The 13,529-nt window shown below is 63.4% G+C and carries 18 protein-coding genes and 1 tRNA gene; 8 read left to right on the plus strand and 11 right to left on the minus strand.

Features of this window, described 5'->3' with window-relative positions:
- Positions 1-49 precede the first annotated feature (49 nt).
- Entirely contained in the window at positions 50-733 is a 684-nt protein-coding gene (locus ASE71_RS33325) for a c-type cytochrome (RefSeq protein ID WP_060519503.1), read from the plus strand.
- 146 nt (positions 734-879) lie between these two features.
- Here the strand turns inward: ASE71_RS33325 and ASE71_RS33330 are convergent, their stop codons facing one another.
- Entirely contained in the window at positions 880-1,824 is a 945-nt protein-coding gene (locus ASE71_RS33330; protein ID WP_060519858.1) for an AEC family transporter, read from the minus strand.
- 241 nt (positions 1,825-2,065) lie between these two features.
- Here ASE71_RS33330 and ASE71_RS33335 point away from each other — a divergent pair, with 241 nt between their 5' ends.
- The 4 genes from ASE71_RS33335 to ASE71_RS33350 all read left to right on the plus strand — a co-directional run bounded on the left by ASE71_RS33335 (position 2,066) and on the right by ASE71_RS33350 (position 5,666).
- The gene (locus ASE71_RS33335) at positions 2,066-2,347 is read left to right on the plus strand and encodes a BON domain-containing protein (protein WP_029742346.1); all 282 of its coding nucleotides are present in this window, start codon (positions 2,066-2,068) and stop codon (positions 2,345-2,347) included.
- Between the two features lie 242 nt (positions 2,348-2,589).
- On the plus strand, positions 2,590-3,786 hold the full coding sequence (cml, locus tag ASE71_RS33340; protein ID WP_060519501.1) for a CmlA/FloR family chloramphenicol efflux MFS transporter: 1,197 nt from the start codon (positions 2,590-2,592) through the stop codon (positions 3,784-3,786).
- Positions 3,787-3,890: 104 nt separating this feature from the next.
- On the plus strand, positions 3,891-4,697 hold the full coding sequence (locus ASE71_RS33345) for a MerR family transcriptional regulator (RefSeq protein ID WP_060519499.1): 807 nt from the start codon (positions 3,891-3,893) through the stop codon (positions 4,695-4,697).
- A gap of 39 nt (positions 4,698-4,736) precedes the next feature.
- A complete protein-coding gene (locus ASE71_RS33350; protein WP_060519497.1) occupies positions 4,737-5,666 on the plus strand; it encodes a hypothetical protein in 930 nt (309 codons plus the stop codon).
- 117 nt (positions 5,667-5,783) lie between these two features.
- On the opposite strand, the gene ASE71_RS33355 is transcribed toward ASE71_RS33350, so the two are convergent.
- From ASE71_RS33355 to ASE71_RS33365, 3 genes are read right to left on the minus strand one after another with little or no spacing between them, the layout of a single operon-like run.
- Positions 5,784-6,407: a dihydrofolate reductase family protein gene (locus ASE71_RS33355; RefSeq protein ID WP_060519495.1), complete on the minus strand. Its 624-nt coding sequence runs from the start codon at positions 6,405-6,407 to the stop codon at positions 5,784-5,786.
- Between the two features lie 12 nt (positions 6,408-6,419).
- Positions 6,420-6,896, minus strand: coding sequence for an SRPBCC family protein (locus ASE71_RS33360; RefSeq protein ID WP_060519493.1), 477 nt, complete (start codon positions 6,894-6,896; stop codon positions 6,420-6,422).
- A gap of 2 nt (positions 6,897-6,898) precedes the next feature.
- On the minus strand, positions 6,899-7,231 hold the full coding sequence (locus tag ASE71_RS33365) for an ArsR/SmtB family transcription factor (RefSeq protein WP_060519491.1): 333 nt from the start codon (positions 7,229-7,231) through the stop codon (positions 6,899-6,901).
- 351 nt (positions 7,232-7,582) lie between these two features.
- Here ASE71_RS33365 and ASE71_RS33375 point away from each other — a divergent pair, with 351 nt between their 5' ends.
- Positions 7,583-7,981 carry a DoxX family protein gene (locus ASE71_RS33375; protein ID WP_060519483.1) on the plus strand — a complete coding sequence of 133 codons (399 nt, stop codon included), beginning with the start codon at positions 7,583-7,585 and terminating at the stop codon, positions 7,979-7,981.
- Between the two features lie 102 nt (positions 7,982-8,083).
- On the opposite strand, the gene ASE71_RS33380 is transcribed toward ASE71_RS33375, so the two are convergent.
- The 7 genes from ASE71_RS33380 to ASE71_RS33410 all read right to left on the minus strand — a co-directional run bounded on the left by ASE71_RS33380 (position 8,084) and on the right by ASE71_RS33410 (position 11,997).
- Positions 8,084-8,722, minus strand: a complete 639-nt coding sequence (locus tag ASE71_RS33380) for a class I SAM-dependent methyltransferase (protein ID WP_060519481.1) — start codon at positions 8,720-8,722, stop codon at positions 8,084-8,086.
- A gap of 183 nt (positions 8,723-8,905) precedes the next feature.
- Entirely contained in the window at positions 8,906-9,778 is an 873-nt protein-coding gene (locus ASE71_RS33385) for a sigma-70 family RNA polymerase sigma factor (RefSeq protein WP_060519479.1), read from the minus strand.
- A 103-nt stretch (positions 9,779-9,881) separates the two neighbouring features.
- The gene (locus ASE71_RS33390; RefSeq protein WP_060519477.1) at positions 9,882-10,187 is read right to left on the minus strand and encodes a putative quinol monooxygenase; all 306 of its coding nucleotides are present in this window, start codon (positions 10,185-10,187) and stop codon (positions 9,882-9,884) included.
- 190 nt (positions 10,188-10,377) lie between these two features.
- Positions 10,378-11,010 (minus strand): ATP-dependent Clp protease proteolytic subunit, encoded by a 633-nt coding sequence (locus tag ASE71_RS33395; RefSeq protein ID WP_034804815.1) that lies wholly within the window; start codon positions 11,008-11,010, stop codon positions 10,378-10,380.
- Between the two features lie 44 nt (positions 11,011-11,054).
- Positions 11,055-11,411, minus strand: a complete 357-nt coding sequence (locus ASE71_RS33400) for an SRPBCC family protein (RefSeq protein WP_060519474.1) — start codon at positions 11,409-11,411, stop codon at positions 11,055-11,057.
- Entirely contained in the window at positions 11,408-11,722 is a 315-nt protein-coding gene (locus ASE71_RS33405; RefSeq protein WP_034804822.1) for an ArsR/SmtB family transcription factor, read from the minus strand. The genes ASE71_RS33400 and ASE71_RS33405 overlap by 4 nt, the downstream gene beginning before the upstream one ends.
- A 185-nt stretch (positions 11,723-11,907) precedes the next feature.
- Positions 11,908-11,997 (minus strand) — tRNA-Ser (locus tag ASE71_RS33410).
- A 380-nt stretch (positions 11,998-12,377) separates the two neighbouring features.
- On the opposite strand from ASE71_RS33410, the gene ASE71_RS33415 reads away from it, so the two are divergent.
- Positions 12,378-12,695, plus strand: a complete 318-nt coding sequence (locus ASE71_RS33415) for a hypothetical protein (RefSeq protein WP_060519472.1) — start codon at positions 12,378-12,380, stop codon at positions 12,693-12,695.
- 39 nt (positions 12,696-12,734) lie between these two features.
- Entirely contained in the window at positions 12,735-13,388 is a 654-nt protein-coding gene (gene msrA, locus ASE71_RS33420) for a peptide-methionine (S)-S-oxide reductase MsrA (protein WP_060519470.1), read from the plus strand.
- Positions 13,389-13,529 lie beyond the last annotated feature (141 nt).

Here is a 13,529-nt window from a genome sequence, read left to right on the forward strand (position 1 = left end):
AGATAGGCCGGGTTTTTGTTTGCGCCGGTGGCAAAGGGAGCGTTTGCAGATGAATTCATATGTGAACATGGGCGTGGGCGCCTTTCTGGGAACGGTCTTCGTTCTGATGTCCGTGTCCATTGCATCGGAAGGCATTTTCCATTCCGAAGCTCCCGAGAAGGAAGGCTTTACGATCGTTGCGGAAGAAGGCACGTCTGAAGCAGGTGCCGGTGGTGCCGCGGAAGTCGAAGTCGACATCAAGCCGCTGCTGCTCAAGGCCGACGCTTCTGCCGGTGAAGCCGTGTTCAAGAAATGCGCAAGCTGTCACACCGCCGACAAGGGCGGCGCAAACAAAGTCGGTCCGAACCTCTGGGGCCTCGTCAACCGTCCGATCGCTTCGCATGAGGGCTTCAGCTACTCGGCCGGCATGAAGACGTTTGCCGAAGGCGGCAAGGTCGTCTGGGACTACGACCACCTCAGCTACTTCATCGAAGCACCGAAGAAGCACGTTCCGGGCACCGCCATGGGCTTTGCCGGCGTCAAGAAGCCCGACGAGCGCGCCAACCTGATCGCCTGGCTGCGCGAGCAGTCCGACGCTCCGGCAGCACTGCCGGACGCATCTGCCGGTTCTGCCGAAGCCGCACCGGCTGCCGGCGAAGCAGCACCGGCTGCTGGCGCCGAAGGTGCAAAGCCGGCCGAAGCGCCGGCAACCGAAGCCAAGCCTGCCGAAGGCCAGCCGGCACCGGCTCAATAAGTTCAGCGGTCGGAAACGATCCCATGCAAAAGGCCCGGCTCGCGCCGGGCCTTTTCGTATTCGGGGATAGGCAGAGATGTTGCGCACGGAACGTTCAGGCGGATCCAAGCCTCTGCGGCGAAACAGTTTGCCGGAGAGGGCGGTAATCACATCAGCAGATAGGCCCAGACCGAAACGCTGATGACGCCGAGCGCGGTCGTCAGCGTGATCGTCGAGGATGCCAGCCCATGGCCGACATTGAAATGGTTGGCGATCAGCCAGGCATTGACACCCGTCGGCACGGCCGACGTCAGCACCAGCGCCGTCGTCCAGTTGTCGTTGAGGCCGAGCAGGTGGCAGCTCGCATAGACGACCGCCGGCATGACGGCGAGCTTCAAGACGCTCGTCACCGAAGCGAGCCCGAGATTGCCGGCAAGGCCGTATTTATCCAGCGCCATGCCGATCGAGATCAGCGCCGCGGGTGCTGCCATCGACGCCAGTTGATCGACGACGGTCTTGACCGGACCGCCAAGCGGCTGGCCGATAAGGTGGAAGGCGGCGCCGCAGGCAAGGCCGATCACCAGCGGGTTGCGCACCAGATTGCGGGCGACACCGGCCAAGAGCTGCAGCGGGCTTTGCCCCGGCTTGCCGCCGGCGCGCCGCTCCGCACGCTCCATCAAGAGCGTGCCCGCTATCATCATGACGGGCAGATGCACCGCAAGCAGGATCGAGATCGCAACGATGCCCTCCTCGCCGACGATTCGCGACACCAGCGGCAGGCCGATGAAGACCGTGTTGGCGAAGGCGGAGGAGACGCCAGCGAGAACCCCCATGCGCGCATCCCGCCCGAAGACGAGCGTCGCCGCCACGTGTCCCAACGTCCAGGTCACCGCGACGCCCGAGAAATAGGCGACCCAGAGCGGCCAGGGCGAACCGTCCTTGAAATCCGCTTCCGCAATCGTGCGAAACAGCAGGATGGGCACGGCGACGCGAAAGACGAAATCGCCCAAGGCTTCGCCGACGGCCGGTTTCAGGTAACCCAGGCGCACCAGCAACCAGCCGGCAAGGATCAGGATGAAGATGGGCAGGACGTTCTGGAAGATGTCGGACATGCGCGGGCCCTGGATCACGATGACCTTGGAGCGTATCGATCCAAGATCTTCGGGGTCTGTTCTCATGAGGTAGAGCGGGAGACGGACGGAAGACCGCAGATGCTTTCCTCTTTCCGCTCCTGGAATGGTCCTGCCAGCAATAACGTTGTTTGCACCCGCGCCGCAAGCGCGCGAGCAGCGGGCACAGGGAGGGGAACATTCCCCGGCCGCAGGCGTTCCGAAACAGCATGAGGAACGAGCCATGCCGACAGAGAAGTCCATTTACGCGCACAAAGATGACGATCCGCATCTCATCGACGATGCGCTCGCCGACAAGGTGCTGCGCTACATCCAGTATGCGGCGATGATCGATACGCGCGAGATCTCGGTGATGGCGCTCGGCGGGATCGTGGTGCTTTCCGGTCATGTGGCGCAGGCATCCGACATCGCTTGCGCCGGCGATGCCGCAGCATCGGTGATCGGCGTCACCAGCGTCGAGAACCGGCTGGCGGTGATGCCGGGCGCGGCCGAGGCTGATAGCTGAGCCAGGAGTTGCCGTCCGGAAATCCCGATGATAGGACATGCCGGCATGAGATTTCGGATGGCTTGGCGTTATCGCTGGAGAGCCGCCATAGGAGCCGCAGATGAGGACCGACCCGTCAGCAACCAGGTAAGCCGCAACAACGGTTGAATAAGTTGTTGCGGCGTCTGTCGGCTCACATTCAGAAGATTTGATGAAGTGGCAGATCGCCGCCGAATGGTTTTCATTTGCGCGGATGTTTCATCATGCCCGATCGTAATTCCCTCACCTGGTCCTATTCGCTGCCGGCAGCCCTTTTGCTGATGGCGCCCTTCGATATCCTGGCGTCGCTCGCCATGGACATTTACCTGCCCGTCGTGCCCGACATGCCGGCGATCCTCGGCACGTCGCCCGCAGTCGTCCAGCTCACGCTCAGCCTCTACATGCTGCTTTTGGGGCTGGGTCAGCTGCTGTTCGGCCCGCTGTCCGACCGCGTCGGCCGCCGTCCCGTTCTTCTCGGTGGCGCGACGCTGTTTGCGCTGGCCTCGCTGGGACTGGCCGCAACCACCTCGGCACCGGTCTTCGTCGCCTTGCGGCTTGTCCAGGCGGCCGGCGCCTCGGCCGCACTGGTCGCGACCTTCGCGACCGTGCGCGACGTTTATGGCGCACGTCCGGAGGGTGTGACCATCTATGGCCTCTTCAGCGCCATGCTCTCCTTCGTGCCGGCGCTCGGGCCGATCGCCGGCGCGCTGATATCAGGCGCTTTCGGATGGCGGGCGATCTTCCTGACGCTTGCCATGCTTGGCCTTGCAGCACTCGGCCAGGCCTTGCCGCGGTGGTCGGAAACCCGGCCTGACGCCGCGGCACCGATGAGGCCGAGGTTCAGGCCCATGCTCGCAAGTGGCGCCTTCTGGACCTATACGCTTGGCTTCAGCACGGCGATGGGCGCGTTTTTCGTGTTCTTCTCCACGGCGCCACGCCTGCTCATCGATCGCGCCGGCTATTCGCAGCTCGGCTTCAGCCTGGCATTCGCCACCGCCGCCGTCGTGATGATCATCGCCACGCGCTTCGCCAGGGGCTTCGTCACCCGCTATGGGACCTCCGGTTGCCTCGCCCGCGGCATGGCCTTGATCATCCTCGGCGGGCTGCTGCTTGGCGCGGGCGAAGCCTCGGCGGTGCCGTCGTTCCAGAGCTTCGTGCTGCCAATGTGGGTGATCGCCTTCGGCATCGTCATGAGCGCCTCGGTCACCGCCAACGGAGCGCTCAACGCCTTCGATGCCATCGCCGGGACGGCGGTCGCGCTCTACTTCTCGATCCAGAGCCTGATCGTCAGCCTTATTGGCACCGGCGCCGTTCTCCTGCTTGGCGGTGATACGGCCTGGCCGCTCGTCGGCTATTGCCTCGGCATGGCGACGATCACGCTGCTGGCGCTGGCGTCTCACAACCGGCGCGAAAATCGATAGCCTTGCCCCTCCCGGAGCGGTCGCCTGCTCCGGGAGGTCTTCAACAGGAAAGGCGGCAACATGCCCCTTGACCTCGCCCCTGGGGCTGGCCCCAGACTACCTTCATGACCGATTCCTACTTCCTCGCAGGCCGCTTCGGCGCCGCCACACGATTGTCGCCGAAAGCACTCAGGCTTTATGCCGAGCAGGGCCTGCTGGTGCCTGCCCATGTCGATCCCGCGACTGGTTACCGCTATTACGCCGCCACGCAGGCAAGCCGCGCCAGGCTGATTGCCCGGCTGCGGCAGCTGGGGCTGCCGATCGCACGGATCGCACGGCTGATCGATCTTCAGCCCGACGTTCGCCTCACGGAGCTGCGCGCGTGGCTGGAGGTGCAGAGCAAACGACTCGAGGATCAGCGCGAGCTGGTGGAGGCAATCATCCGGCAATCGAGCGGCGGCGACGATCCGCTGGTCAGGGCCGTTGCCGTGCGCGACGTCGCGCCTTCGAAAATCGTCTATCGCCAGCACCATGTGACGGTGGATGCGCTCGAGGCCTTCACCGAAAGCGCTGAAGCGGAGATCCGCGGCTATCTTGCGCAATCGGGCGAGAGCGACGACGGACCGATGACGCTGCATTTCCACGAGCCGGTCAATCACGACGGCAAGGGTCTCGTCGAGGTGGCGATCGGCTATGACGGCAGCCTCGAACCCACTGGTGATCTGCGCATCCGCCTTCAGCCGGCGGGACGCGAAGCGTTCCTGGCCGTGGCCGAACCGTTCGAAACCTTTCCGGCCGTGCTCCGCGTCTATGACGCGATCGAAGCCTGGTTCGAGCAAAGCGACGATCTCAGCTGCTTCGGCAGCCCTTACGAAATCTATCCCGGCAGCGGCGGTACCCGCTTCGATGTCGCCTACCCCATCGTGCGTTAACCCAATCCCCGCACGCTCCAATCACTCAAGGACCAACCGATGCAGCACTTTTCCTATGTGGGCTCCGGCCCCTATTGCTACGCCAACTCATTTGCAATGATGTTCGGCGAAGCCGCGCCCTCGACCTCGACCATTGAGCTTGCCACCGGCAGCCCCTTCGGCATGCAGATCGTCGGCGGTACCCTGCCGTTCTTCGACCCCTACGGCTGGGATCCGGAGGCCGGGTTCGACGGCGCGCTGAAGGCGCTCGGCTGGACGTCGCAGGTCAGTAGCGGCGGCGAGCCCGAGGACGCGCTTTCCCGCCTGCGCTCGGCGCTGAAGGATGGTCCCGTCTGGGTCGGCCCGGTGGAGATGGGGCATCTGAGGCACCAGCCCGGCATGACGGGACCGATCGAGGCCGATCACTATGTCGTGGTCCTCGCGATCGACGAGACGCGCGTGCTGATGCACGACCCGCAAGGATATCCCTACGCCTCCCTGCCGCTCCACGATTTCATGACGGCCTGGGGCGCCGAGACGCTGAGCTACGGCGACCCCTACACCATGCGATGGGGATTCTCTCGTGTCGCCGACGTGAGCGAGGTCGAGGCAATCCGCGCCTCGGTGCCGGCCGCGATCCACTGGCTCTCGATGACCACGGACCGGCTGGTGCCGACGGGCAGCCTTGGCAATGCCGACGCAGCCGAAGCGCTCGCCGCTCTGATCGAAGACCATTGCGACAAGAACCTGCGGGCGCACCTCGTGCACTTCGCCGTTCGTGTCGGTGCCCGCCGCGCCGGCGATGCGGCGTCCTGCCTGGCGCGGGCAGGCCTTGCCAAATCCGCCGCCATCGCCGGCGAACAGGCACGGCTGATCGGCGCGCTGCAGTATCCGCTGGTCCTGCGCAGGGATGCCGAGGCGGCCGCAAGCCTACGCCTTCTGGCGCCGACCTACGACCGGCTGTTCACCACCCTGCAAGCCGGGGAGTGATCCCAAAAGCCGCGCAACTCCGGACGGAAAACCGCTTCGCACTTTTCCTGGAATTCGCTCGCTTGGCTGGCGCAATTCCGGACGGAAAACCGCTTCGCACTTTTCCTGGAATTGCTCTTAGGCAATGAGCTCCGAGAAGCTTTTCGGTCGCGCCGACTTTACGTCGCGTACCGTCGCGTAGTGGAGCCCAACGACGCCGTTGTCGTAGTGCTCGCTGCCGATCAGCTGCAGCTCGTTCTTGTCGCGAAGCCGGGCGAACCATGGTTCGCCCGGCGATACGACCGGGTAGACGAAGAAGTGGTAGCGATCGACGAGGCCGAGGCCGATCACCGTCTGCGCCAGGCTCGCGCCGCCGGACAGATGGATATCCCGGCCGGGCTCAGCCTTCAGGTCGGTCAGGTAGCGCGAGAGCGCCGCATCATCAGGAACCACCGCCCGCTCGGCATTGTGCCAGCGGCTGATCGCCTGCTCTTCGGTGCGGGAGAACACGATCTTGCGATAGTCGTGCATACGCCCTGCCATCACCCGATTGGTCTCGCCGCCCGCCTCGTCCTTCAGCGCGCCCGGCCAGTAGCCGACCATCTCCTCATAGGTGGTGCGGCCGACCAGAACCGTGTCGTAGCCGGCGTAGAGACGGTCGATCGCCCGGTATTGTTCGTCGACCACCGTCCCCATCCAGGCAAGCGGATCGTCGAGGCGGCCATTCAGTGTCGTCATCATCTGCAGCACGATATTGCGCATGGGATCGTCTCCTCAGTGAGTTTGCTCGACGAACCGGGCCAGTTGCCCGGCAACCGTTCCCCAGCCGTCGTGAAAACCCATCTCCTCGTGCATCTTCCGGTCCGCGCCGCTCCGATGCATTACATGGGCAGCGTATTCGGTGCCGGCTGGATGATCGCTGAGGGTGATGATCGCCGTCATGAAGGCGTTTTCCGCCGGCCGCCAACCGGCAACGAGCGTGTCGGTGAAGACGATGCGCGAGAGTTCGTCGACCGCGAGAAAACAGGCGTCGATATGCGGCACGAATGCGCCGCCGCCTTCGCTGATCCGCGTCACGAAACTGCCGCCGGGCCTGAGATCCATGTCGATCACCTTGCATCTTGCCGGCTCAGGAACCCACCATTGCTCAAGCCGAGTGGGATCGCTCCAGGCGCGCCAGACCGTCGCGCGCGGCGCCTTGATGATGCGCGCCATCGTCAGGTCGAGTTCAGGATCGGGAGAGCGGATCATGGTCATTCCTCCTCGTGTTCAGTGACGAATTTCTCCAGCCGGTCGGCGCGGCCTTCCCAGAGCGCGCGCTGCGCCGAAAGCCAGCTCTCTACCGCGGCGAACTGCGCCTTCTCGATGGCGCAGGTGCGCACCCTGCCCTCCTTGTGCGTGCGGATGAGCCCGCTGCCTTCAAGGTAGTGGATGTGCTTCAAGAAGGACGGCAGGGCCATGTCGAAGGGTCTGGCGAGATCGCTGATGCTCGCCGGACCGCCGCCGAGCCGCGCAAGCACCGCACGGCGGGTGGGATCGGCGAGCGCCTGAAAGATCACGTCCAATCGGTCTGAATACTGTTCCATAAGGCTAAGTATCACGCGTCAATACTTAGCGCAAGAGCTAACTATTCATCGAACGACCGCCCCCAGCGCCACCCAATTTGTCGCATGGCCGTTTTCTTGACCTCAAGCCTGGTTGAGATTCTACAAACCCCGTCGGTTCAATCGGAAATGGGGGCCGACGTGGCATTGGAAAACCAGATAAGGACTGACAATCCCGGGACTGGAACGGCATCTGCGGGCATCGCCGAGCCCGGCGGCGCCGCTGCATCGAGCGCCGCCTGCTGGCTCGCTGGCCTGGTCGCCATCGCACAGACAACGGCGATTGCGAGCGCGCGCAGGGTCGCCTTTCTCACCGCAAGGCAGGGATGATCCATGTCAGGCCCTATCGCAAGCATTCTCGATTCGCGCGCCTTCGGCATTCTCGCCCGCGTGCTGCTGACGCTCGTCTTCTGGTCAAGCGGCCTTGCCAAGCTCTTCGACTTCAACGCCAACGTCGCGATCATGGAAGGCTTCGGCCTGACGCCGGGATGGCTGTTCAATTCGATGACGTTGATCCTGCAGATCGGCGCCTCTCTGCTGATCATCCTCAACCGTTGGGTCTGGCTTGCCGCCGGGGCGCTCGCCGTCTTCACGGTGCTGACGATCCCGATCGCCCATCCTTTCTGGCTGAAGGAAGGCGAAGAGGCCTTCCGCGACATGACCGTCGCGCTGGAGCACGTCTCCGTGATCGGCGGCCTGGCGCTGGTATCGATCCTGTCGCGCAGGCGTTGAACGTCAACAACCGGCGGCTCGGCAGGACCACTCAGCCCTCGCGGCAGCGCGTGTCTGGAACGCATCGAGACCAGGGCAGCGCGGCTGCTCTGGTCTAACACCTCAGCGCTTCCGGGCGACGATGTAGGGGCGGTTGTCGTTGCTCGCCGATGCGTGATTTTCCGCCGACAGAAGCTCGAAGCCGGCGGCGACGATGTGCCGGCCGAGCTCTGCTGCGCTGAAAGTTCCTGCATAGGGCGCCAGTCCGACGGCCCGCATCGCCGGCAACAGCAGGAGCCGGACGAGCGGGTTCATGTCGCCGACGCAGGGCGTCTTGGAGATGAACACTCCTCTGGAGGCAAGCAGGGTATGGATGTTGTCGAGCGTGGCGGGCAGATCGCGCACGAGATGCAGGTAGTTGAAGCCCAGCACCGCATCGAACTGCCCACGTTCGGCCGCAAGCGTTTCGGCCGTCGCGCTGCGAAAGGCGAGGTTCGGAACCAGGTCGACAGCGTACCTCTCCCGGGCAATGGCGATCATCTCGGTCGAAAAATCGGTTGCAAGGTAATCGCGCACATCGCCCGCCAGCCTAAACGCCGTCGTTCCCGTGCCGCAACCGAGTTCGAGCACGCGGTCATCGGGCAGAAGCATGGCGCGGGTGCGGTCGAGCGTGCGTTCATAGGCGGCCGGGTCCGCGATCGTTCCCTTGGCGTATCGCCGCGACGTCCGGTCCCAGAAACGCGCGTCGCTCGCCAAACTCATGCTGCCTCTCCCCAGAACGCAACCAGTCCCCCCGCGATGCTCGGAGCCGGTGCCTCACCGGCCAGGGAAACCTGCCGAAACCCAACGGCTGCCGATACCAGCGAAGGTCCAAGAATAGCGCGGAACCGTCAACATTTGACGGAGAACGGACCCTCAATCGGCAAAGAGCCGCTCTCTCGCAGTTCAAGCCAGGCGAACCCAATCAACGGTTTCAAGCACATAGGGGGCGAAGAGAAAATCGCGGATCGCGGCGATCTCGTCCCGACGCCAATCGAGAACGACGAAATGCGCCGGTTTTTCCATGGGGCCGGCACTGTCGAAAACCAGCATGGCCGGCCGCCCTTCGATTGCGCCGAGCGCGAAACGCCACTTTGTCTCCTGCGCATAGCGGGTGAAATAGCGGCTGATGCCCTCGCGACCCTCCAGCTTCAGCCTGTTGACCAGCTCAAGTTTTACATCGTCGGCCAGCATGGCGCGGATGGCATCGAAGTCGCCGCCCTGAAAGAAGCGCACGAAACTTGCCAGTTTGTGCCGGTTCGCGTCGGACATCAGCGGCAGACGCATATCCTCCGGGCGTTCGGTCAGGAGCCTGAGCGCCACCCTGGCGCGCTGCAGCGCCGATTTGGCCGCCGCCGGCGTACACTCGGCGATAGCGGCGATTTCCTCGATCGAATGGCCGAGCACATCCTTCAGGATCACCGCGCAGCGCTGAAGTTCCGGCAGTTGCAGGAAGGTTTGAAAGCCGATCGCGACGATGTCCGCCTCGGGCAGCGGCGCATCTTCCATGTCATCGAGCAGCGGGACGATCTTGTGCCTGGACCGCCGGCGCAGAAAATCCAGACTGGTGTTGTGGGCGATGCGCAGCAGCCAGCCTTCGAGATTGTCCACCACCACGCCATCCGCCCGCGCCTGCACGGCCTTGATCAGCGTGTCCTGCAGCACGTCCTCACCATCCACGGCCGAGCCGGTCATGCGCGCGCAATAGCGGTGCAGCCGCGGCCGGAGATCCCTCAAGCGATCCTCGAAGTCTTCCGTATTCATGATATCGAGTTCCATCGGGATATCTCCAGGGGCCGGTTCGGACGATAGCGTGGACTGAAGAAAATGTCCGCTGCCTGACCGATCGAAACCGGCTCCGGCAACGCACAGCGGTTCGACATCAGCTGTGATCGCTGAGGACCACCTCACCGATGACCGATTCGAGGCTCGCCAGTTCGAGGATCTGTGGGAAATAGGCCTTCATCCTGACATCGGCGCGCATCGCCTCGACGGCCGCGGGCGTCTCCCATTCCGAATAGATGATGACGCTGGTGCCATCCTTGGCAGCAATCAGCCGGCTCGTCCGCCAGCCGCCGAGCGTGCGGATGACGGTGTCGATGTTGCGCTTCAACAGCGCGATCAACTGCTCCTGCTTGCCGGGTTCGACCTTCAGAACGTTGACGAGAGTGACGGGTGCAGTGGTCATGGTGCTTCTCCTTCGTTGCGGATGCACGAAAGACGAAGCGGAGAGGCGAAACGGATCGCGCGGGCGACGATTTTTTAGCGCCAGGCGATTCGGACGTCGGGGATACTCCCTTGGCAGGGGAGCGCCTTCGAGGGGCTCGGCAGCGGACCATCCGTTATCGGCCGGTAGCCCGCCGAACAGTGACAGACCGTTAGAGGGCAAAGCCGCTGGAAGCCGCCGGCTCGCCGTCGTCGCGAACCTTCAGGATGGTGTCGATCAGGCCCCATTCCAATGCTTCTTCTGCGGTCATGAAACGGTCCCGGTCCATGGCGCGTTCGAACTCCTCGTAGGTCCGTCCGCAATGTTCCGCATAGAGGCGCGTCATGCGCTGCTTGGTGCGAAGGATCTCCTCGGCATGGATCTGCATGTCGGACGCCTGGCCCTGAAAACCGCCTGATGGCTGGTGCACGAGGATGCTGGCATTGGGCAAGGCGGCCCGTTGGCCCGGCGTGCCGGCCATCAGCAGAAACGAACCCATCGACCGTGCGGTCCCCATGCACAGTGTATGCACCGGTGCCCGGATGTAGCGCATGGTGTCGTACATGGCGAAACCGCTGGTCACCACGCCGCCCGGCGAATTGATATAGAGATGGATGGGCTTCTTCGGGTTTTCCGCTTCGAGAAGAAGCATCTGGGCGCAGACCAGCGCAGAGACCGTGTCGTTCACCTCACCGTTGAGAAAGATGATTCGCTCGCGCAGCAGGCGGGAATAGATGTCGAACGACCGCTCTCCACCGTTCGACTGCTCGACGACCATAGGGACGAGTTGCATCGCTTCGCGCATCGGCGAACTCCATTTATCCAGAGATTGAGGGGAAGCTCGCCGGTCTAGGCGGCGAGCATGAGAGTATCGTTGCTGTTCGCGGCCGTCCTGGTCACGCGACCGCCGCGAACATTCGGCAGTTCGTGGACGATCCGCAGCCGGGTGCCGCCCGAACCAATCGGGGCGATCCGGAATGTGACCGTACTTTCGAGAAACGGAGCTTCGGTTTCGCGCAGCCTGTAGCGGACCTCTTCTCCAGGCACGACGACGGCGCCATCGGGGTCGGCCAATGCCTCTTTCGGTAGCCAGTTTTCGCGAAACGCCGGGATGCTGATTGCGCGCCAGACCTTCTGCGGCGCCTCGTCGAGTTCGTATTCCAGCTCAAGGCTGTTATCGTCCGGGGCGCTGATTTCGCGGTTCATTGGTCCATATCCTTCAGCAAGATCTTCAGAGCTTCGATGCGTGCCGGCCAGTAGGCACGGTATTTCGCGAGCCACTGCGCAATTTGCGCCAGCCCGTCCGGGTCGACTTCGTAGTTTACGAACCGACCTTGCCGCTGCTCCTTCACCAACCCGGCACTCCGCAACACGGAAATGTGCTGGGACATGGCCGGCTGGCTTATGTCCATACCTTCCCGCAAAGCGCTGGCATTCATGCTTCCGTCAGCAAGCTTCTCGAAGATGGCGCGGCGCGTGGGGTCAGCCAGGGCTCGGAATATCTCGTTCTCGATCATGCCAAACACATAAGCACGGACTTATCTCAATAACAAGTGCGCTGTTCAGCAGGAGGAGAAAAGAAAGGACGCGACTTTGCGCACCAAACGACATTGTCACGGCGCCTCAGATTAATACCCGCCAGTAGATGGGACAAGGGTAGCGCTTAATGCGCATTGGTAATGGAAGCAGAACAAGGGGGAAATGGCGGACAGAGAGGGATTCGAACCCTCGATACGCTTTCACGTATACACGCGTTCCAGGCGTGCGCCTTCAACCACTCGGCCACCTGTCCATCCGTCAGCAGCCGATGGTCAATCCGGCTGGATGGGAAGGGCGGGGCCCTTCGGCGTCAGCCGGCTGAGAACCGGCGGACGCGCGTCTATATACCGATGATTTGCCCGGGATCAACTGCTTTCTGACAGATTATTGACATCTTGTGACGCGGGCGGGTCCCGGTCCCCATTGTGCACTCCGGGCAAGGGGCTTATCTCTTGCGTCAGGGCGTGTCCGATGCGTCCGGCCGTCTCGGCCACATCCTCCGGCATGCCAGATTGCCGCATATTTTCGTTGTCGGGCCTTGTCCGAGGCACGGGCGATCGGAGAAGATGCGGCAGGGCGACGCGCCGAGCCGATGACCGGCGCCAGCCAGCGAATTGAAGGGAATGCCGTCCGATGCGATTTCTATTGAGGCTGGCGAGCGCCGTCGTGTTGTTTGCCGCCGTGCTTGCCGGTGCCGTCGACGCGATCCAGTCGGTCGCAGCATCGGAACTGGTCATGACGTCGCTCGGCGACGACCTGGAGGCGCTTGGCGCCGACACGGCAAGCTGGGTCCAGTTTGCGCAACGTTCCGATACCGCACCGACGATCTGGCACGGGATGCTGCATTGGCTGCTGCAACAGCCGGCCTTTGCGGTGCTGGCGCTGATCGCCCTCATGCTATGGATGGTCGGATACAAGAAGCGGCCGGCGGCCGGACGTTTCGCCGCCTGACGCATTGCAGGCGGCCTTCGCATCGAAAGGAGTGTGCTGATGTTCCTGATCGACATGTTCAACAAGAAAACGATCATGCCGGACGCGCAGACGGCGCTGCCGGGCCGTGACGCCGCGATCCCGACGGCCGAGACACATTTCGTTTCCGGCCGGCCGTTGAAAGGCCCCTACCCCGACGGCACCAAGAGCATCCTTCTGGGCATGGGCTGCTTCTGGGGCGCCGAACGATTGCTGTGGAACATCCCCGGCGTCTACGTGACGGCGGTCGGCTATGCCGGCGGGCTGACGCCGAACCCGACGTACCAGGAAACGACGACAGGGCTTACCGGCCATGCCGAAGTGGTCCTGGTCGTCTATGATCCGGAAAAGGTGAAGCTCGCGAGCCTGCTCAGGACCTTCTTCGAGGAACACGACCCGACGCAGGGCATGCGCCAGGGCAACGATATCGGCACCACCTACCGCTCGGCGATCTATGCCTACGACGACGAGCAGTTGGCGCACGCCAAGGCCGCGCGCACCACTTTCCAGACGGCGCTGAAGCACGCCAATCACGGCGGCAGGGTGACGACCGAGATCGGCATGGCGGGACCGTTCTATTTCGCCGAGGACTACCACCAGCAATATCTGGCGAAGAACCCCAGCGGCTATTGCGGCCTGCGCGGCACCGGCGTCAGCTGCCCGATCGGCCACTAGACGCATACCCCGCGGGTGGCATCCCGCGCGCGGTCGCGATACCCACAACCCTGAGGCCGCACCGGACCGACCGGGACACCTTGTCGTGATCTCAAAAAATGCAACAGAACCGGTGCCTTACGAGTGCCGGTATCCGTGGCT

The organism is Ensifer sp. Root954, assembly GCF_001429005.1.
Lineage (GTDB): Bacteria > Pseudomonadota > Alphaproteobacteria > Rhizobiales > Rhizobiaceae > Ensifer > Ensifer adhaerens.

Bases quoted from the DNA above. Each gene is read 5' to 3' on its own strand.
- ASE71_RS33345 (WP_060519499.1), top strand. From the start codon at position 3,891: ATGACCGATTCCTACTTCCTCGCAGGCCGCTTCGGCGCCGCCACACGA.
- ASE71_RS33375 (WP_060519483.1), top strand. From the start codon at position 7,583: ATGTCAGGCCCTATCGCAAGCATTCTCGATTCGCGCGCCTTCGGCATT.
- ASE71_RS33350 (WP_060519497.1), top strand. From the start codon at position 4,737: ATGCAGCACTTTTCCTATGTGGGCTCCGGCCCCTATTGCTACGCCAAC.
- ASE71_RS33365 (WP_060519491.1), bottom strand. From the start codon at position 7,231: ATGGAACAGTATTCAGACCGATTGGACGTGATCTTTCAGGCGCTCGCC.
- msrA (WP_060519470.1), top strand. From the start codon at position 12,735: ATGTTCCTGATCGACATGTTCAACAAGAAAACGATCATGCCGGACGCG.
- ASE71_RS33380 (WP_060519481.1), bottom strand. From the start codon at position 8,722: ATGAGTTTGGCGAGCGACGCGCGTTTCTGGGACCGGACGTCGCGGCGA.
- ASE71_RS33325 (WP_060519503.1), top strand. From the start codon at position 50: ATGAATTCATATGTGAACATGGGCGTGGGCGCCTTTCTGGGAACGGTC.
- ASE71_RS33385 (WP_060519479.1), bottom strand. From the start codon at position 9,778: ATGGAACTCGATATCATGAATACGGAAGACTTCGAGGATCGCTTGAGG.
- ASE71_RS33335 (WP_029742346.1), top strand. From the start codon at position 2,066: ATGCCGACAGAGAAGTCCATTTACGCGCACAAAGATGACGATCCGCAT.
- ASE71_RS33415 (WP_060519472.1), top strand. From the start codon at position 12,378: ATGCGATTTCTATTGAGGCTGGCGAGCGCCGTCGTGTTGTTTGCCGCC.
- ASE71_RS33330 (WP_060519858.1), bottom strand. From the start codon at position 1,824: ATGTCCGACATCTTCCAGAACGTCCTGCCCATCTTCATCCTGATCCTT.
- ASE71_RS33360 (WP_060519493.1), bottom strand. From the start codon at position 6,896: ATGATCCGCTCTCCCGATCCTGAACTCGACCTGACGATGGCGCGCATC.
- ASE71_RS33390 (WP_060519477.1), bottom strand. From the start codon at position 10,187: ATGACCACTGCACCCGTCACTCTCGTCAACGTTCTGAAGGTCGAACCC.
- ASE71_RS33405 (WP_034804822.1), bottom strand. From the start codon at position 11,722: ATGATCGAGAACGAGATATTCCGAGCCCTGGCTGACCCCACGCGCCGC.
- ASE71_RS33400 (WP_060519474.1), bottom strand. From the start codon at position 11,411: ATGAACCGCGAAATCAGCGCCCCGGACGATAACAGCCTTGAGCTGGAA.
- ASE71_RS33395 (WP_034804815.1), bottom strand. From the start codon at position 11,010: ATGCGCGAAGCGATGCAACTCGTCCCTATGGTCGTCGAGCAGTCGAAC.
- ASE71_RS33355 (WP_060519495.1), bottom strand. From the start codon at position 6,407: ATGCGCAATATCGTGCTGCAGATGATGACGACACTGAATGGCCGCCTC.
- cml (WP_060519501.1), top strand. From the start codon at position 2,590: ATGCCCGATCGTAATTCCCTCACCTGGTCCTATTCGCTGCCGGCAGCC.